Below are 17,587 nucleotides of genomic sequence, written 5' to 3'. Positions count from 1 at the left end.
AGATGCGTTGGATGATGTTGAAGGACGCCTATCGGGAAGGGGATGCGTCGCGAACGTCCGCCGGCGTCCGCCTGCACTGCGTTCATGAAGCCGCTCACTTCCAGATGCTGATCGTCGACTGGCATCCATTCGATTACGTGACTGATATTCTACACAATTCGTCTATTGAGGGTCTTACTAATTTTGAGACCTATGAGTTAGTCCCTGTAGATGAAGGCACCGAGATCGTGTTTCGAATGGGGCGGCTTACTGATGCCGAGGGAACACATCATCCCGAGGAGGAAACAGCGGTGATCGAATTATTCGAGAATTTTTATCCAGTGGCTTTCGGTATTCTCGACGAGATGGCATTGGAGGCTCGTCAAAAGAGTCAGGAACAGTAAAGATGGGTATTTAGAGGCGACACTGCCGCTAAATGAGCTGAGGGCAACACACGATGCATCGAAGTAGGTGGGACCTTTACGATCGGGGTTGTTCGCTTCAAATCAGAATGGGCTTGGAGCTTTTTAGATGGCCGCAATGGCTTTCACGCGAACCTCGCGGTATTGAGCAGCCACTTCTGCTTTGTTAGGCAGATCGTTATTTCGAGTTGCCTTCGGCTTTGCTCCTGCAGCGAATGGCGGCAACGCGGGCTGCGGTCGCAGCATTGCGACCTGCCGCTGGATGTCGGCAGTGAGCCGTACTAACCATAAACAATGGCGGTAATACGCCCGTTCGTGCGTCGCGCAGTATCAGTCGCTTTGGGCTCTCTTCCAACCTTCTTTGCATGCAGGATCAATGGCCGCTAGCAGGTAATGGGCGTTGGGCTTGATGATTAGCTCACCACTCAACCAGAGATCGCTTCGATTGAAACCGCCTCCGTGATGTTCGCTGTTAGTTATGGAGAAGCGTTTTAGCCAAAAGTTGTCTGCGCGTGCCTCTGTATCGGGAAACACGCGCAGACCATCGAGAAACCTGCCGGGCGTCTGGCCCGGCATGATGGGCTCCGACGGGTTCGCCGTCCTTCCCACCGCCGCGCTTGATCCGCCCCACCGTGCGGCGTCTCCAGCGGTCCCCGCGCTTGATGGGTCCGGGTCCCCAATAACCGTTTCAATCAGCCGCGAGAGATCATGAAGTGAAGGCCTCGTTCTCGGTGATTTTTTCAAATGCGGGCAAGAACGCGTCATGGTGCAGCGACAGGTAGCGTGTGATCTGTTCGCTGCGCATCAGTTTCGCGATGTACCCGCGTGTCAGGACGAGATCGAGATGATCCGCGCCGTAGCTGTCTTCGACAAGGCGGACCTCCCGTTCCAGGTTGGCAGACTCGCGCTCCATCAGCGCCAGCTGCTCGCGTGAAATGCCTTTAATCTTTTTCGGTGTTGCCGCTGACACCAACTGGCTCTCGGGGGTCGCGGCCAGAAGCGATCGGGCATAATTGATCGTGAACTTGTTCATGGCGACCATCAGTTGCGCCGCTTCAATCTGCCGGATCGGCTTCGTTTTCTTCAGAAACTGAAACCCGGTCAAAGCCACTTGTTTGTCTTTCAGCAGTTCCGCCGCCTCATCGCAGATACCATCCAGAAGCTGGCGTTTCTGCTTCAGGGTCTTGATGTTGACATTAAGCGCGCTCGCCAAACGGGCTTCCGGTACGCCAAGAGAGAGGGCTCTCAGGATCATCTTGTGCTCTTGAATGGTCGCGAGACGAGAGATGCGTTTGTTGTAGGTGAAGGCTTCGTCGTCCGTGGAGACAAGACAACGCGCATGTGTCTGCTTCCCCGAATGCAGCCACGAGTTCGTTGAAACTGAGAACGCCGTCTGAATTTGTATCGACAGAGCGAAAACTCGCTGTCTGTGCTGTGGCCTTGTTCGATAAACCAATGCCGATCATTAGGATAAGGGCGAAAGTGAAAGAACAGTAAGTTTGGCCGAATGTCCTTTTTCTGCACGTCGCCGTCTCGCGTCGATCCAACAACAAAGATATCCCTTTAACCGACGATTGTTCCTGGAGAACCAAGTTTTTCTATCTCAGTAGGATATGATAGCGCGCTCGGATGAAGCGCTGATATTCTGCTGATGAACGTCAGATGAATTTTGGCGACGCTATGGAGTGCTTTGCAGATTGTTTGGCGTGGAATCTAAGTTAGCTTTTTCGCTGGCTAAATTTATCAGATGATCAATTAATTATACTTTGCAGCCGCGTGAGTGATCGGGTCCGATATGTTTACTTAATGTCAGCTTGCATCAGACCTTCAGTCAGTTCACTTCCCGTCTGAGAGTATTTAATGCTTTCGTATTAAGTCCTTCTACCTGAAAAAATGCAGAGGCTTCTCAACCGTTTTGTAGAGCTTGACCAGATCGTAACAGCTTCTTAGCTGGTTGTGCCATCGCATAATTCGTCAGAAGTCTAGCGACTTTCTTCAATAGACCAACGACTTGCTTGCCTTCATCCGTAGAAGGCATAGCAAGTGTTTCAGCGTTAAGCCAAAGCCGGTGTCTGAATACTCGCAAGGACTGTTGATGAACCACTTGCGCCGAAGCTTCCAGTTTTTGTCAACGTAAAAACAAATTCTTACAAATGTTTAAGCTTTCTGAAAGGTCGGTTAAAACTCTGAATACTCTACGGACCACTTAGTCGTTTGGTAACGAGGCGAAGGTCTGATGCTGAGTTCTGTTTTATCCGTTTTGGCTGGCGTTCTTTTTGAGCTCGGTCATTTGTGGCCCGCAATCCTTCTTGGTTCGGAAAGTGTACTGGCTCTTACAGCCAACACTGCCCAATATTTGGCCCTTGCCTGCGTTGCCGCACTGAGTTTTTTGCACAGAGGGCACAATAGCTCCCGAGACCCAAGCGCAGCAGTTTTGAATGTGACATCAGAACCCAAGAGTCTTCCCCGTCAACACAGCCCAGTCCTTGTAGTTTGCCGTGTCGGTCAGAACCGCCCAGACCAAGTCCGCCGGCGCATCGATTAAAATGTCTGTGTGGATTTTGTGATGTGAGAGGTTCACTTTTTCCGATGATCCGGTTTCCATGACTGTCCTTCCGTTGCGGTCTCAAGCGTTCTGTGGCGAGACGCGATCCCCGCCCTGAATTGTGATCCGCCCAAAACGATCCCGCCTGCGCTTGGATCGAAAAAGGTAGGTCGAGATGATGATGTAATTGACGCATTCCTGGACGAAGTTCCGGTAGCGATCCGGATTTTCCAACATGTCAAAGGTTTGCACAGCGCACATGGTGGCGAGCGCGGTGAACATGACCAGCATGGCAATTGGAGTGAATTTCCAGCGCAGGACGTAACCGGCCAGAAACGTGGCACCGGATGCGGTGATCAGGACCCAGTGGAGGGTTTGCATGCCCAGTGGGAACGTTGCGTTTTGCAATGGCATGAGCGGAGCCAGCCCGGTGAAGTATTCAAAAAACCCGAGAAAACCCCAGCCCAGCATGATACCCGAGGCGAGTACGATCAGATACTCGAACCCCTGCGAGAAGCGATCCATGAACCTGTTCATCCCCATCCCTCAGATCGCAAATGTCTGGCCGGTCATCTCTTCCGAGAGACGCCACAAACGTTTGGCCAAATCGTGGTCTTCGCAAATTGGATTGCGGATCGCGACTCCAGTCTTCCCGCTCATCTCTTCTGGGCCAGTAGGCCCGTAGTATTCGCCGCCTTTGACTTGATCCGACAAAGCGGCGGACAGAGACGGCTTCGCAGCGTCTTCATTGGAGTGCAGAAGTTGTTCGACTTGTGCCTTCATCACAGCGCGCGTTGCTTCGTCCAAATCGTTGAACAGACCGGAGTCTGATCCGCCCGGATGCACAGTCAGCGACTTCAGTAGCTTGCCCGAAGCCTTAAGGCGACGGTCCAGTTCGTCGCCGAACAATAGGCAGGCGAGCTTTGATTGACCGTAAGCAACGCCGCCATCTTGGTCACATGTCAGATCGTCAAAGTGAATGTTCGCATTCTTGTGGGCAATACTGGAGAGTGAGACGATCCGCGATGCGGGGTCGTCCGGGAACATGTCGATCAGAAGCGCAGTCAGCAGGAAGTGGCCCAAGTGGTTGGTTGCGAACTGCAACTCGACGCCATGTGCATTCGTTTGAGCGGAGCACAGCAAGATACCCGCGTTGTTTATCAGCACATCCAGCTTGGAGTACCTATTGCGGAATGCATCGGCGAACGCACGAACAGAAGTCACATCGCTCAGGTCCAGCACGAGAATGTCGAGTGATGCAGAAGGGATCCGCGCGAGAACGTTTACTTTGGCGGCTTCGGCTTTTTCAAGGCTGCGGCACGCCATGACGACGTGGAAACCTGCTTCGGACATCCCGACCGTTGTTTCAAACCCGATGCCATTGTTTGCACCGGTGACGATCGCGACTTTTTCAGATTGTTTGGGCATCTCGCATCCTGACAAGCTGACATATTATGGGTGATTGTCAATATTGACACAAGGCATCTATTTGTCAATATGTAAATCATGAAAGAACGCCACGACTACATCCTCGAAGCCGCGAAACGGCTTTTTCTTCGCTACGGCGTGAAGCGCACGGGCATGAACGATATCGCCAAAGAAGCGGGGATTTCACGGCAAACGCTCTACAAGGCATTCGCGAACAAGGATGAGGTGTTACGGGCCACGATCCGTTCGCTGGCAGACAGGGTCGTTCTTGATATCGAGAGCGATCTTGGAAAAGCTGATGGCCTTGGTGCGCAACTTGATGTGGTCTTCAAATACGCCGTCATCGAGCATTATGACTTCTTGCAGTCATCGCCCAACGCCGAGGACATCATCGCTGGCGTTACCTCGACAAGCCAGAAAGAGTTGGAGGCCGGCGCAAAACGAAACACCGAGATCATCATACGTGTCCTGAAGCCGTATTCAGGTGCGATTGAAAGCTGCGATCTGACTGTTGAGCAGTACGCAGACTTCATTCAGCGCTCCTCAACAGCGGCCAAGTACAGCGCAAAGAGTAAAAAACACTTACTCGAATTATTGTCCGCTTTGCGAGTGTCGGCGTTGAAAGTCACCGACAGCTTTTAGACCAGCTCGGCCCATAACGGATTGTCAGCAGCCTTTAGCATTACTGCGGTCGCATCCGCAAAGTCGCCATTCGCTGCGATGGCAAAAAGCAAAGCTAAACGTCACCGATAATCCGGCAGGACGGAAACCGGCTTCACTTCACTACGCCGAAACACGCCAGGTGCGCCTGGCTCGTTCCATCGAAATAAAGTGATGTGCCAAAGACCCGGACGCCTTCGTGAAGGGTCAATCAATCCGATATGCCCATCTGTTCTGAACCGATCAGCAGCGAGCCATGAGGACGGTTCTCCGTCCGCAGCTAGGAGTTTGCGCCAGGGTTGACTGGCGAGCGCATAAATATTTGCGGCTTCGGGTCTGCGCAGATCGAACAACGCACATCGTTCCACCTCGAAGGTCAGCACAACCCGCGGGCGATCATCCTTCCTGACGTCCTGACCAATAGCGACTTTTGCGCTTTCGACATCAGGGCTCAGATACAAAGCGTCCTGCCCCCGGCGATTGAACCGGGCCGGTGGGCGATCCGGTGCGCCGCGCATGAGGTGAACGTCTGGGTCATCGGCCCAAACAATCTTTACGAATTCTCCTGAAACTTCTGTCAGCATAACCGGTGGCACTGATCGTTTGCGCGTCGCGTTATAGGAAAGACGCAAGGCGGCAGGGGTTTTCCTAGAAAAGAGAAGACTCATGATATCTTGATTGAAATCACTTACTCATGTTTCCTCTCACTGTGTTGCATTTCCAAAGGCCTCTCGCATGACGGCTCCAAAGATCGCCCTCCTTGGCGCAATTCTCGAGTCAAATCGCTTTGCACCCCCGGCTGATTTGTCAGACTTTAAGTCTCTGACATGGCTTTCAGGCGATGCTTTGATGTCTGAAGCCAGATCCGCGACACCAAAGCTGGCAATAGAATTTGCAGCCTTTGTCCGGGCGATGGATGCTACGGGCGACTGGACGCCGGTACCCTGTATCTTGGCAGCCAGCCATCCCGCAGGTCCAGTACGAAAAACCGTGATCGAAGAGATCATAGTGACTTCGGAAGACATGCTTCGCTCAGCTGGCCCTGTTGACGCAGTCTACATCTGCAATCACGGCGCGATGGTGGCTGAACATGACCACGACCCCGACGGTTTGTTGATGTCACGCATTCGGAGAGTTGTCGGACCGGACGTACCTGTCGTTGCGACACTCGATCTGCATGCAAATATCTCACAACGGATGGTCGATGCCTGCGATCTGATCGTCGGCTATCGGACCAATCCTCACGTCGATCAGATAGAACGTGGCGAGGAAGCCGCCTTTTCGCTGCGCCGAGTTTTGGCGTCGGGCGTCCGGCCCCAAACCGCGCATGTCAAACTGCCTCTTGTTCCGGCATCCGTGACCCTGCTAAGTGCCGAGCACCCATATGGCACGCTGATCGACTACGGTCAGCGACGACAAGCCGAAAGTCGAGGCGAGATCGTCAACGTATCAATCTTCGGCAATTTCCTTTTCTCAGACACACCTGACAACGGTTTGAGCATCGTTGTCACCGCGCGTGAAGACGAGAACGCGGCCAAGGCATTGGCGACGGAACTGGCGGACATGGCCTGGTCTTTGAGAACGGATTTTGTCCGGCAACTTTCATCTGTCTCGGACGCGATCTCGATCTCCTCCGAGCGAGCACGTGCACCTGTAATATTCTCCGATGCCGGCGATAACCCTGGCGGCGGCGGCAGTGGCAGGACGACAGAACTGTTAGCCGCTCTTCACGCGGCAAAAGCCGAGGAATGTCTGTTCGGTTCCTTTTGCGATCCGGAACTTGCGAACCAAGCCCACCGTATCGGTGTCGGTGGCAAATTTAGGGCACAATTCAACCGGTCTTGCGATCCGAACGCTTCCTGGGCGCAATGGGATGTGCCTTTTGAGGCGGATGCAGAGGTCTTGGGTCTCCACAATGGCGATGTGGTTGGTGAACTGGGCATGACGGCCGGTCGGAGATTGGCCCCGGGGCCATCCGCCGCGCTACTTATTGGCGGCATCACCGTGGTTGTGATAACCGATCGCACGCAGACTGCCGACCCCGTGTTCTTTCACATGTTCGGACTGGATATTGCGTCGGCCCGGACCGTTGTTGTGAAATCCCGAGGTCATTTTCGGGCCGGTTTCTCCAATTGGTTTGCTCCAAACCAGGTATTTGAGGTCGACACGGGTGGACTTACGTCGCCAGTTCACGACCGCTGGCCGTTTGCGAATTTGCCACGACCGAACTTTCCGATGGACGTCGACACCTCGTGGTCGGCTAAGATGCTGCGCTAGACGGGCTCTGAGTACTTGTCATGCGGCGTCGTCAACTTGACAAATTGCATGAACTGGCGGGCAAGCTGAGAAGGCGGTCGGCCTGATGGTAGAACGAAGCTGGTGTCATAAAAGATGGCGGCGTCAAATGGCCTGACGACAACACCTTCCATCCCCGTCGACAACAATGGGAACGGGTTGATGAGCGTCACGCCCAAACCCTCGCGGACAAGCTCCAGAGCGGCCATGTTCGTTGCCGTTTCGGCGACTTGTTTTGGACGAATTCCGGCGCGCGCAAAGATCTTTTCGGTGATCGCTCGCGTCCCCAGCCTTCGCAGAAACTCGATCAGCGCGACGCCTTCTAGGTCGTGCGGCGTTACCACTCGTTTTTCCGATAGCGGATGGTTGTTCGGCATGGCGCAGACCACCTGACTGCGGCGCCATGGCATTAGGTGAACACCCGTTCGTTGGATCATCGCACTCGTCAAACCAAGGTCATAGCGGAGGTCGAGAATGCCGGCGACCAGCACGTCTGTGGCCTGAATATCCAATTGAAGCTGCTTTCCTTCATTCTTCTTGAGAAAACTGGCGACCCTGGAGATGACAAAGTGATGCGCCAGTGTCGGCGGCACGATCAGGCGCAACGGCTCGTTATCCGGAGTAGCCCATTCTGCGCCCTCGATATCGGCAAGCGTCTCGAAGATTGGGTCCAGTTTTTCGTTGAGGCGCAACGCTTCGTCGGTTGGGTCAATTCGTCCAGACCGGCGGAGAAACAGCGACCGTCCAACTCGGGCCTCGAGTTGCGACAAGGACCGACTTACGGCAGACTGAGAAATCCCGAGACGCCGCGCGGCGCCGATGGTTGTCCCAGTCGTGATCACGGCTCTTAGCGACTCGAACTCGCGCAGTCTGTGTCTGTGTTCCGTCATGCTACATTACTCCCCCGGTACGAGCGGCTGAACATCCAAACTCTTGGATTGGTCTATGCAAAGTCGCATAGCAATAAGTATTGGCAATGATTTTTGCGGTAGCTAGCCTTTTTTAATAGGGCGCGGGATCGGCCAAAGATTCGCCCATTCACAAGCGCCAAACAAACAGGGAGTCTTTTTGATGAGGAAACTCACATCTGCGACAGCCGTCGCCGTCAGCATTTTGGCTTTCGGCGCCGGTGCTGTTTCGGCCGAAAAACTAACGATCGGCCTCGCTTCGGAGCCGACGTCGCTCGATCCGCATTTTCACAACCTGGGTCCGAACAACGCAATGTCCGTGCACATCTTTGACCGGCTGATCGCGCAGGATGAAAATCAGCGCCTATCGCCGGATCTTGCCGTGTCATGGGAGCCGATTGATGAACTAACTTGGGAATTCAAGCTGCGTGAAGGCGTTAAGTTTCACGATGGAAGCGACTTTACGGCAGACGATGTAGTCTGCACCATGGCGCGCGCGCCAGACGTACCGAACTCTCCATCGGGATACGGCACCTATCTAAAGGGTAAGGAAGTCGTCAAGATCGATGACTACACGGTGCACTTCAAAACGACCGCACCTTATCCGTTGATGGGCAATGACATTTCCACGATCCCTGTGATCTCAGAAGTGGGCTGCGAAGCAACGACGGAGGACTTCAACGCGGGTACGGCAGCCATTGGCACAGGGCCGTTCAAGTTCCAAAGTTACACGCCGGGTGAAAGCATCGTACTGGTACGGAACGACGACTACTGGGGTGATGCACCGATCTGGTCCGAGGTGGAATTCCGCCCAATCACGTCCGGTCCGAGCCGTGTCGCATCGCTTCTTGCCGGTGACGTCGACATGATATCGGGCGTTCCGACGACCGATATCACAACACTTCAGGGCAACGATGATATCCAGTTGAGCCAGGGCGTGTCCAACCGAGTGATCTATCTTCACATGGACCAATTCCGCGAGGATTCACCCTTTGTGAAGGCCAACGGTGGCGGCGATATCAAGAACCCGCTCATGGATGTCCGCGTCCGCAAGGCGATCAGCATGGCGATCAACCGCGATGCAATCGTCGAGCGTGTCATGGAGGGGGTTGCGCTGCCCGCCGGCCAGCTTCTGCCCGAGGGATTCTTTGGCGTGTCCGACAATCTGGACGTGGTGGCCTATGATCCGGATGGTGCTAAAGCGCTTCTGGCTGAAGCCGGTTATCCCGATGGATTTGAAATGACAATCCATGGGCCGAATGACCGCTACATCAACGACGCCAAAATTGCCGAGGCAATTGCGCAAATGTTGACCCGTGTGGGCATCAAGACAGCCGTCGAAACCATGCCGCGTTCGGTATACTTCGGACGCGCGTCCAAAGGCAGCCCGGAGGGTCTGCCGGAGTTCAGCTTTATCCTCGTCGGATGGGGCGCAGGGTCTGGCGAAGCGTCTTCGCCTCTCAAGTCCCTGATCCACACGCATGACAAGGATGCGGGCTTTGGATCATCGAACCGTGGCCGGCACTCGGATGCCGAAACCGACGCGTTGATCGAGGAAGCCCTGCGAACAGTCGATGACGCCAAGCGACAGGAACTACTCGCTGCGGCGACAGAGCGCGCGATCGATAATGTGGCGATCATTCCGACTCACTTCCAGGTCAACACCTGGGCGGCCAAAAAAGGTCTGAGCTACATCCCTCGGACCGACGAGTACACTCTCGCGACAGGCGTCGTGAAAGAGTAACCGCAATGCATCCGGGCCGCCTTCGCAGCGGCCCGGAGCCTTTGCCCAAGGAATGTCCTCATGACCGTTTTCGTCATTCGCCGATTGCTGCAAGCAATGCTTGTTGTCTTCCTGATGTCGGTGATTGTCTTTTTTGGCGTCAACATCGTTGGTGACCCGGTCTACATGCTAGTCAGCCCCGACGCGGATCAGGCTGACATCGAAGCTGCCATTCGACGGCTTGGATTGGATCGGCCTATTTGGGAACAGTACTGGTTGTTCCTCAAAGGTGCGGCACAGGGCGACCTCGGCGATAGCTTCGTCTTCGGTGAGCCCGCGCTCAAACTGATCCTGCACCATATGCCAGCTACGATGGAACTGGCGTTCAGTGCACTCTTTCTTGCCATCGTGATTGGTATTCCATTGGGGCTTTATGCCGGGCTCTATCCTGATAGCCCGGTGTCCAAGGGCATCATGGCTGGCTCGATTCTCGGTTTCTCACTGCCGACCTTCTGGGTCGGGCTTATGCTCATCATGCTGTTTGCCGTAGAACTTAGATGGCTCCCAGCGACAGGGCGCGGCGATATCGGCTCGTTTCTTGGGATTCACAGCAGCCTTTTTACGCTCGACGGGTTGAGCCACATCTTCCTGCCTGCTCTCAACCTGGCACTTCTTAAGATTTCACTGGCAATCCGCCTTACCCGAGCAGGTGTCCGTGAAGCGATGGGGCAGGATTACGTGAAGTACGCTCGGGCCAAAGGGCTTTCGACCCGACGCATCATTCTGGTGCATGTGATGAAGAACATCATGATCCCGGTTGTGACCGTCATGGGCCTCGAATTCGGCAGTTTGATTGGGTTCTCGGTGGTGACTGAATCAATCTTCGCATGGCCCGGAATGGGCAAACTGCTAATCGACGCAATACTGCAATTGGATCGGCCCGTCGTCGTCGCCTATCTGATGATCATCGTACTGTTCTTCGTGCTGATCAATCTGATCGTCGACATACTCTACTCAATCCTCGATCCGAGGGTTCGTTTGCAGGATCAGGGCGCATGACCGACACCGTCACAGATCATTCGCTGACCCCCGCCAAGTCCCCTAAAGTCGAGACGCCGTTCCAGCGTTTTCGGGCCGAGTTCTTCGAAAGCAGGATCGCGACAGCGGCGCTTGGCATATTCCTGATCATCGTTCTGCTGGCCATCCTGGCACCCTGGATCACGCCGCAGAACCCCTACGATCTTGGTCAGGTCAGCGTCATGGATGGGCGCTTGCCTCCGGGTTCCGAAGCATTCGACGGATACACGATGTGGCTCGGTTCGGACGGGTCTGGACGCGATCTCTACTCGGCAATTCTCTATGGCTTGCGTATTTCTCTGACCGTTGGGCTTGCATCTGGAGTGATTGCCCTTCTGATCGGTATGGCGATCGGTCTGGTCGCGGCCTACGCCGGTGGCCGGACCGAAGCGTTCATCATGCGCATCGTGGATCTTCAACTGTCGTTCCCGGCATCGCTGGTTGCGCTGATGATGATTGCGGCACTTGGTAAGGGCGTCGACAAGATCATCCTCGCCCTCGTGATCGCGCAATGGGCCTACTACGCCCGCACGGTTCGCGCGACCGCGCTTGTCGAGCGTGGCAAGGAGTATGTCGAAGCCGCGCAATGCCTTGGAATATCGCGATCCCGGATCGTCTTTCGCCATATCCTTCCGAATTGCATGGCTCCTCTGATCGTCGTCGGCACGGTGCAAACCGCCAGCGCGATCTCATTGGAAGCGACGCTTTCGTTCCTTGGCGTAGGCCTTCCACAGACTGAACCGTCGATTGGGGTGCTGATCGCTAATGGCTTCGAGTACATGCTATCCGGGCGCTACTGGATATCCGTTTTCCCCGGCGTCGCGCTCTTGCTGACGGTCGTGTCCATCAACCTTGTGGGCGACCATTTGCGCGATGTTTTGAACCCGAGGTTGAAGAAATGACGGCAGTACTCGAAGTCAGCGGGCTGAAGACCCACTTCTTCACACACGCGGGTGCGGTCAAGGCCGTGGACGGTGTGGACTTCACCGTTTCCAAAGGCGAGGTCATGGGGCTGGTGGGTGAGTCCGGGTCAGGCAAGTCGATCACCGGGTTTTCCATCCTCGGGCTGATCGATCCCCCCGGGCGCATCGTCAAAGGGTCAATACGATTCAACGGTGAAGAGATCGCGAACGCGCCGGAAGAGCGACTTAAGGCCTTGCGTGGCAACCGGATCTCGATGATCTTTCAGGATCCGATGATGACGCTCAACCCGGTCCTGCGCGTCGATACACAGATGATCGAAGCCATTCTCGCCCATGAAAACGTCAGCCGCCAAACAGCCTGGGAAAGAAGCCGCGATGCGCTTGGTTTGGTCGGCATCCCATCGCCGGAAGAACGTTTGCAGGCCTATCCGCATCAGCTTTCCGGTGGGATGCGGCAGCGCGTGGCGATTGCGACAGCTTTCCTGAACCAGCCGGACCTCATCATTGCCGACGAGCCGACAACCGCACTCGACGTGACAATTCAGGCGCAGATCATCCACGAGGCGCAGAAGCTGACGAAACGCACAGGTACCGCCATGATCTGGATCACGCATGACCTAGCCGTTGTTGCAGGGCTCGCGGACCGGATTTCGGTCATGTATGCCGGACGGATCGTTGAGCAAGGCGGTATCGACGATGTTATCGACCGTCCGTTGCATCCCTATACGGTTGGGCTCCTCGGATCGGTTCCGACGGCGAACCGGCGCGGGCAACGATTGTTCCAGATCGAAGGGATGACGCCAAACATGCTCGCCCTGCCTGAAGGATGCGCCTTTGGCCCGCGTTGTCAGGCCCGAACGGCAGCGTGTTCCAAGCGACCCCCGATAGAGGACGTAGACGGTCGCCGCCTTCGCTGTTTCAACCCGCAACGCGCGGAGGAGAAGGCATCATGACAGAACCGCTCGTCGAAATCCGCGGCGTTTCCAAGCGCTTCACTAAGCGTTTGGACGTCGCGGGGAAAATCGCGCAGCGACTTGGCGCGAATATCCGGGAAGAAACGGTCCATGCTGTCGATAACGTGAACCTGTCGATTCAAAAGGGTGAGGTTCTGGGATTGGTCGGCGAATCCGGCTGCGGCAAGTCCACTTTGGGACGTGTTGTTGCCGGCATTCACCCTGCAAGTGACGGACAGATGTTCTACGAAGGCAAAGATGTTGCGACGTTGAACGGCGCCGACAAACGCGCGGCGACCCTCGCAATTCAGATGATCTTTCAGGACCCCTTTGCCAGCCTAAATCCGCGTATGCGCGTCGAAGATATCATCGGCGAAGCACCGCGTATGCATGGGATCGTCAGCAAGACAGAGAGTGCGGACTACGTAGACGACGTTATGCGCAAGGTCGGCCTCGACCCGTCGCTTAAGCGGCGTTACGCGCATCAGTTTTCCGGCGGGCAAAGGCAGCGGATCGGGATCGCCCGTGCGCTCGCCGTGAAGCCGAAGTTCCTTGTCTGCGACGAAGCCATCGCTGCGCTGGACGTATCGATCCAGGCGCAGGTCATCAACTTGTTCATGGATCTGCGCGAGGAGCTGGGCCTGACCTATCTGTTCATCAGCCATGACCTGAGCGTCGTCGAACACATCGCCGACCGCGTGGCGATAATGTATCTGGGCCGCATTGTCGAGAGCGCCTCGACTGAGGAAATTTTTTCTAACCCACGCCATCCCTACACGAAAGCGCTGCTTGCAGAGGCTCCGCGCCTTGATCAGCGCCGGCGTGAGTTTGCCCCGATTGAGGGGGAAATTCCGTCGCCGCTCGATCCGCCATCTGGATGTACTTTTCATCCGCGTTGCCCGGTGGCGACAGCTGAGTGCCGCACCACCGTTCCTGAACTGAAAGCCGGGCGCGGCGGGCGCGAAACAGCCTGCCTGCTGGAACACGCCGAAACCGTTTGAACGAGAAGCTGGAGAGCCCCTTGAAAAACGCCGATCCGATCTGGGACCACGTTGACCGCCATCGTGATGATTTTATCGCATTGTCAGACCGCGTCTTTGACACGCCCGAGACGCTTTACGCCGAGTACAAGTCCGTCGCTGAGCATGTGCAAATGTTACGCGCTCAGGGGTTCAAGATAACAGAGAATGCAGCTGGCATTCCTACGGCCGTGATTGGCGAAGCGGGAGACGAGGGGCCGGTGATCGCCATCCTCGGCGAGTTCGATGCGCTGCCATATCTGAGCCAGGCGCCAGGTGTGGCTGAACATCAGCCGATTGAAGAGGGCGGCAACGGGCATGGGTGTGGTCACAATCTGCTGGGCGCTGCCGCACTCTTGGCCGCGACGGCTGTGAAAGACTGGCTGGCCGAAAACGGCATCAAGGGGCGCGTGCGGTACTATGGCTGTCCGGCTGAAGAAGGGGGCGCGGCCAAGACGTACATGGTGCGCGAAGGACTGTTCGATGATGTCGACGCGGCCATCTCCTGGCATCCAGCGACCTTCACAGGCGTGAATGAGGCCAGATCGCTCGCGAACACCCGGATCGATTTCACTTTTCATGGAAAAGCTGCCCATGCTGCTGGCGCGCCTGAATTAGGCCGGTCCGCGCTTGATGCGGTTGAACTGATGAACATCGGCGTGAATTATCTGCGCGAGCACATGCCCGACAGCGCCCGGGTGCACTACGCCTATCTCGACGCAGGTGGCGTTGCGCCGAATGTGGTGCAGGCCAAGGCCACAGTGCGCCAACTCGTCCGTGCCAGCTCGCTACCGGACCTCGCCGATTTGGTTACGCGCGTCCGAAAGATCGCGGACGGCGCGGCGCTGATGACAGGAACGCAAGTTACCAGCCAGGTTTTTTCCGGCGTTTCAAACCTGCTTGGCAACCGTCCTTTGGAAGAAACCATGCAGCACGAGCTAGAGAAACTCGGACCCGTCGCCTTTGACGAGGCAGACCTCAGCTTTGCCCGCGAGATTCAGACTACATTGACCAAGGCTGACATCAACACGACCTTCAAGCGGATCGGAGCCAAGCCGAAAAAGGATCTCGCACTATGCGACTTCATCGCACCTCTTGATCGCCACAGCGATGGTGGCGAAGGCTCAACAGATGTGGGGGATGTGAGTTGGGCAGTCCCAACCGTTCAGGCACGAGTTGCGACCTGTGCAATAGGAACGCCGTTTCATACGTGGCAAACAGTGGCACAAGGCAAGGCGCCCGCGGCTCACAAAGGCATGGTCTACGCGGCAAAAGCAATGGCCGCGACAGCGTGTCGACTGGTTGAGGATCCCTCGCGCATCGAAGCTGCACGTGCGACGCATCAAGACCATCTGGGCGAAACACCTTACACTTGTCCGATCCCGGACGACGTGCGTCCACCTGTCTGAGGCAAAACAACCGTGACCCGCGCCTCTGCAATAGACAACGCCGCCCAGTTTTTCGACGCCGGTCAATTTGCAACAGAACTTAGCGAACTGGTTGCCCATGAGACGGAGAGCCAGACACAGGAAAAAGCCGCGGAGCTTCCGCGCTACCTTGAGGAAGCCCTCGTTCCGCGCCTGAGCAGACTCGGGTTCTCCTGTGAAATCTACCCGAACCCTGTGCACGATGCCGGACCGATTTTAGTTGCGGATCGCATCGAGGACGACGCGCGTCCGACAATCCTGTCCTATGGGCATGGCGACGTGATCCGCGCGCAAACGGATCAATGGCGCGACGGGCTTCACCCATTTCGATTGGTTGACGAGTGCGACCGCCTCTATGGACGGGGAACCGCCGACAACAAGGGGCAGCATCTCATCAATTTGGCGGCGCTGAGCGCTGTCATTGAGGCTCGTGGAGCGCTCGGTTTCAACATGCGCATTCTCATTGAAATGGGCGAAGAAATGGGATCACCGGGGTTGTCGGAGTTTTGCGCCAAGCACAAAGACAACCTAGCCGCCGACGTCTTGATCGCATCGGACGGACCGCGCCTTCAGTCCGACACGCCTACGTTGTTCATGGGGGCAAGGGGCGGCAATTCGTTCGACCTCATCGTTGACCTTCGAGACGGTGCGCATCATTCCGGCAACTGGGGCGGTTTGCTTGCCGACCCCGCGATGATCCTTGCACAAGCCCTCTCGACGATCACCGATGTGCGGGGCCAAATCCAAATACCAGAGTGGCGGCCGACCAGCCTGACTGAAGACATCCGGGACGCCCTGCGCAACTTGCCGGTTGGCGGGGATGGCGGTCCGAAGATTGACGAAAATTGGGGAGAGGAAGGTCTGACACCGGCCGAACGCGTCTTCGGCTGGAACAGTTTTGCGGTCCTCGCAATGAAAAGCGGTGTCCCCGAGGCACCAGTCAACGCGATCTCGGGATTTGCCATAGCCGCCTGCCAGCTCCGCTTCGTTGTTGGCACTAACCAGTCCGATATCCTACCCGCTCTTCGACGCCACCTTGATGCGAGAGGTTTTGAGATCGTTCAGATCAAGTCTCACGACCGCAGCTTCTTTGATGCAACGCGAACGTCGCCCAACCATCCGTGGGTGTCTTTTGTCGCGCGTTCGCTTGAAAAAACGTGTGGGAAGCCACCCCATGTCCTGCCAAATCTCGCCGGTTCCTTGCCCAACGAGGTCTTTTCCGATGTGCTCGGCCTCCCAACGGTTTGGGTGCCGCATTCCTATTGCGGCTGTTCGCAGCACGCGCCAAACGAGCACGTGTTAAAGTCAGTTTCGCGTGACGCATTGCGCGCAATGGCCGGGCTTTTTTGGGATATTGGCGACCTTGTCAGGCCGCTCTGATCCCGCACCACAAAGGACTTCATCCGTACCTGGATCGGGCGGGTATCGCACTCCCGACTGTAAATGACCGCTTTCACGGATAGGGGGAGTTGATATCGCAAATGCAGCGAAAGTCAGCTGTCCGCCCTACATTTCAAGGCGTTTTGGCTTTTGTGCCCCAAGAGGTTGTCATCCAGGCGGGTAGTACGAGAAGAAATGCGGTCAGCAGAGAACCTGCAAGCAACATGTCGTGATACAATTGATGCGTTTGCCAACCACCGATCGAGCGTTGAAACAGTTCGATTGCGATTACAGCTGCTGCGGTCAAGTAGGCGGTAAAGATCGTGTTCTCGACTGCCCGTCGTGCAGGCGTAAGCTCGTTCCTTAACCTTTCTCGACTTGAAACTCGAAGGCGCCTTATTCTCGCGAGCAGGTTTCTTTGTAAAGGGCTTTGGTCGGGAGTTTCAGTCAGCTCTTCCGCCTTGTGCATTTCACGATACTGGGCTGTGATTAAATAAGGATCTTCCTCCGGGTCGGATGGGTTCACATCAAGGCCGCTTAAACTGCGTAGAAGCCGACGCAGATGCAAAGGCATTTCGGTAATTGCATTTTCGTAGGCATGTATCGTCCTTGCCGTACATCTAACAAGGCTGGCCATCTCCTACTTTTTGAGACCCATACTCGTTCTCAATCTAAAGAGCCTTTCACCATCATTTGGGTGAGCTTTCGAATCGTCTTTGTCTTTCACGTCGGCCCTGCCTTGCCCTGTCGCTGAGATTAGGGTCAGGATTCATAACCAATAGATGACGGTTGCTGCGAGCGCGATGGCAGAAAGGAGTACTTTGGGACAGCGGTCATAGCGGGTTGCG

General features: G+C 55.8%; 18 protein-coding genes. 10 read left to right on the top strand and 8 right to left on the bottom strand.

The annotated features are described in order from the left end of the window. Window positions 1-383 (top strand): hypothetical protein (locus ACR0J0_RS23240; protein ID WP_480666362.1); only part of this gene is annotated, 383 nt, incomplete at its 5' end. Between the two features lie 348 nt (window positions 384-731). Here ACR0J0_RS23240 and ACR0J0_RS23235 read toward each other — a convergent pair. From ACR0J0_RS23235 to ACR0J0_RS23215, 5 genes are all read right to left on the bottom strand, one after another. Continuing rightward, on the bottom strand, window positions 732-977 hold the full coding sequence (locus ACR0J0_RS23235; RefSeq protein ID WP_480666361.1) for a hypothetical protein: 246 nt from the start codon (window positions 975-977) through the stop codon (window positions 732-734). Window positions 978-1,107: 130 nt separating this feature from the next. After that, the gene (locus tag ACR0J0_RS23230) at window positions 1,108-1,857 is read right to left on the bottom strand and encodes a plasmid partitioning protein RepB C-terminal domain-containing protein (protein WP_480666360.1); all 750 of its coding nucleotides are present in this window, start codon (window positions 1,855-1,857) and stop codon (window positions 1,108-1,110) included. 990 nt (window positions 1,858-2,847) lie between these two features. Then, window positions 2,848-3,006, bottom strand: coding sequence for a hypothetical protein (locus tag ACR0J0_RS23225; protein ID WP_480666359.1), 159 nt, complete (start codon window positions 3,004-3,006; stop codon window positions 2,848-2,850). Between the two features lie 21 nt (window positions 3,007-3,027). Beyond that, window positions 3,028-3,471: a hypothetical protein gene (locus ACR0J0_RS23220; RefSeq protein WP_480666358.1), complete on the bottom strand. Its 444-nt coding sequence runs from the start codon at window positions 3,469-3,471 to the stop codon at window positions 3,028-3,030. A 21-nt stretch (window positions 3,472-3,492) separates the two neighbouring features. Continuing rightward, window positions 3,493-4,374: an oxidoreductase gene (locus tag ACR0J0_RS23215; protein WP_480666357.1), complete on the bottom strand. Its 882-nt coding sequence runs from the start codon at window positions 4,372-4,374 to the stop codon at window positions 3,493-3,495. 78 nt (window positions 4,375-4,452) lie between these two features. Here ACR0J0_RS23215 and ACR0J0_RS23210 point away from each other — a divergent pair, with 78 nt between their 5' ends. Further along, the gene (locus ACR0J0_RS23210; RefSeq protein ID WP_480666356.1) at window positions 4,453-5,016 is read left to right on the top strand and encodes a TetR/AcrR family transcriptional regulator; all 564 of its coding nucleotides are present in this window, start codon (window positions 4,453-4,455) and stop codon (window positions 5,014-5,016) included. A gap of 101 nt (window positions 5,017-5,117) precedes the next feature. Here ACR0J0_RS23210 and ACR0J0_RS23205 read toward each other — a convergent pair whose 3' ends face one another. Continuing rightward, a complete protein-coding gene (locus ACR0J0_RS23205; RefSeq protein WP_480666355.1) occupies window positions 5,118-5,618 on the bottom strand; it encodes an RES family NAD+ phosphorylase in 501 nt (166 codons plus the stop codon). Window positions 5,619-5,769: 151 nt separating this feature from the next. Here ACR0J0_RS23205 and ACR0J0_RS23200 point away from each other — a divergent pair, with 151 nt between their 5' ends. Further along, window positions 5,770-7,311, top strand: coding sequence for a M81 family metallopeptidase (locus tag ACR0J0_RS23200; protein WP_480666354.1), 1,542 nt, complete (start codon window positions 5,770-5,772; stop codon window positions 7,309-7,311). Here the strand turns inward: ACR0J0_RS23200 and ACR0J0_RS23195 are convergent. Then, window positions 7,308-8,219 (bottom strand): LysR family transcriptional regulator, encoded by a 912-nt coding sequence (locus ACR0J0_RS23195; protein ID WP_480666353.1) that lies wholly within the window; start codon window positions 8,217-8,219, stop codon window positions 7,308-7,310. The genes ACR0J0_RS23200 and ACR0J0_RS23195 overlap by 4 nt on opposite strands. A gap of 181 nt (window positions 8,220-8,400) precedes the next feature. On the opposite strand from ACR0J0_RS23195, the gene ACR0J0_RS23190 reads away from it, so the two are divergent. The 7 genes from ACR0J0_RS23190 to ACR0J0_RS23160 are packed head-to-tail and all read left to right on the top strand — an operon-like array spanning window position 8,401 to window position 16,739. Then, on the top strand, window positions 8,401-9,981 hold the full coding sequence (locus tag ACR0J0_RS23190) for an ABC transporter substrate-binding protein (protein WP_480666352.1): 1,581 nt from the start codon (window positions 8,401-8,403) through the stop codon (window positions 9,979-9,981). 60 nt (window positions 9,982-10,041) lie between these two features. Further along, entirely contained in the window at window positions 10,042-11,019 is a 978-nt protein-coding gene (locus ACR0J0_RS23185; RefSeq protein ID WP_480666351.1) for an ABC transporter permease, read from the top strand. Next, entirely contained in the window at window positions 11,016-11,939 is a 924-nt protein-coding gene (locus ACR0J0_RS23180) for an ABC transporter permease (protein WP_480666350.1), read from the top strand. Before ACR0J0_RS23185 ends, ACR0J0_RS23180 begins: the two co-directional genes overlap by 4 nt. Beyond that, the gene (locus ACR0J0_RS23175) at window positions 11,936-12,913 is read left to right on the top strand and encodes an ABC transporter ATP-binding protein (RefSeq protein ID WP_480666349.1); all 978 of its coding nucleotides are present in this window, start codon (window positions 11,936-11,938) and stop codon (window positions 12,911-12,913) included. The genes ACR0J0_RS23180 and ACR0J0_RS23175 overlap by 4 nt, the downstream gene beginning before the upstream one ends. Further along, window positions 12,910-13,914: an ABC transporter ATP-binding protein gene (locus ACR0J0_RS23170; protein WP_480666348.1), complete on the top strand. Its 1,005-nt coding sequence runs from the start codon at window positions 12,910-12,912 to the stop codon at window positions 13,912-13,914. The genes ACR0J0_RS23175 and ACR0J0_RS23170 overlap by 4 nt, the downstream gene beginning before the upstream one ends. A gap of 20 nt (window positions 13,915-13,934) precedes the next feature. Beyond that, window positions 13,935-15,341, top strand: a complete 1,407-nt coding sequence (locus tag ACR0J0_RS23165) for an amidohydrolase (protein ID WP_480666347.1) — start codon at window positions 13,935-13,937, stop codon at window positions 15,339-15,341. Between the two features lie 12 nt (window positions 15,342-15,353). Then, the gene (locus tag ACR0J0_RS23160) at window positions 15,354-16,739 is read left to right on the top strand and encodes a M20 family metallopeptidase (protein ID WP_480666345.1); all 1,386 of its coding nucleotides are present in this window, start codon (window positions 15,354-15,356) and stop codon (window positions 16,737-16,739) included. Between the two features lie 133 nt (window positions 16,740-16,872). Here the strand turns inward: ACR0J0_RS23160 and ACR0J0_RS23155 are convergent, their stop codons facing one another. Next, window positions 16,873-17,376, bottom strand: coding sequence for a hypothetical protein (locus ACR0J0_RS23155; RefSeq protein ID WP_480666344.1), 504 nt, complete (start codon window positions 17,374-17,376; stop codon window positions 16,873-16,875). Window positions 17,377-17,587 lie beyond the last annotated feature (211 nt).

It is taken from the genome of Ruegeria sp. BF12, assembly GCF_056538705.1.
The sequence above is the reverse complement of the archived record's forward strand: the minus strand, read 5'-3'. Positions and strand labels throughout refer to the sequence as shown.

What these genes read in the sequence shown, in the direction of transcription:
- ACR0J0_RS23170 (WP_480666348.1), top strand. Translation starts at nt 12,910, where the DNA reads ATGACAGAACCGCTCGTCGAAATCCGCGGCGTTTCCAAGCGCTTCACT.
- ACR0J0_RS23205 (WP_480666355.1), bottom strand. Translation starts at nt 5,618, where the DNA reads ATGCTGACAGAAGTTTCAGGAGAATTCGTAAAGATTGTTTGGGCCGAT.
- ACR0J0_RS23210 (WP_480666356.1), top strand. Translation starts at nt 4,453, where the DNA reads ATGAAAGAACGCCACGACTACATCCTCGAAGCCGCGAAACGGCTTTTT.
- ACR0J0_RS23155 (WP_480666344.1), bottom strand. Translation starts at nt 17,376, where the DNA reads ATGGCCAGCCTTGTTAGATGTACGGCAAGGACGATACATGCCTACGAA.
- ACR0J0_RS23215 (WP_480666357.1), bottom strand. Translation starts at nt 4,374, where the DNA reads ATGCCCAAACAATCTGAAAAAGTCGCGATCGTCACCGGTGCAAACAAT.
- ACR0J0_RS23195 (WP_480666353.1), bottom strand. Translation starts at nt 8,219, where the DNA reads ATGACGGAACACAGACACAGACTGCGCGAGTTCGAGTCGCTAAGAGCC.
- ACR0J0_RS23225 (WP_480666359.1), bottom strand. Translation starts at nt 3,006, where the DNA reads ATGGAAACCGGATCATCGGAAAAAGTGAACCTCTCACATCACAAAATC.
- ACR0J0_RS23220 (WP_480666358.1), bottom strand. Translation starts at nt 3,471, where the DNA reads ATGGATCGCTTCTCGCAGGGGTTCGAGTATCTGATCGTACTCGCCTCG.
- ACR0J0_RS23235 (WP_480666361.1), bottom strand. Translation starts at nt 977, where the DNA reads ATGCCGGGCCAGACGCCCGGCAGGTTTCTCGATGGTCTGCGCGTGTTT.
- ACR0J0_RS23185 (WP_480666351.1), top strand. Translation starts at nt 10,042, where the DNA reads ATGACCGTTTTCGTCATTCGCCGATTGCTGCAAGCAATGCTTGTTGTC.
- ACR0J0_RS23180 (WP_480666350.1), top strand. Translation starts at nt 11,016, where the DNA reads ATGACCGACACCGTCACAGATCATTCGCTGACCCCCGCCAAGTCCCCT.
- ACR0J0_RS23190 (WP_480666352.1), top strand. Translation starts at nt 8,401, where the DNA reads ATGAGGAAACTCACATCTGCGACAGCCGTCGCCGTCAGCATTTTGGCT.
- ACR0J0_RS23200 (WP_480666354.1), top strand. Translation starts at nt 5,770, where the DNA reads ATGACGGCTCCAAAGATCGCCCTCCTTGGCGCAATTCTCGAGTCAAAT.
- ACR0J0_RS23175 (WP_480666349.1), top strand. Translation starts at nt 11,936, where the DNA reads ATGACGGCAGTACTCGAAGTCAGCGGGCTGAAGACCCACTTCTTCACA.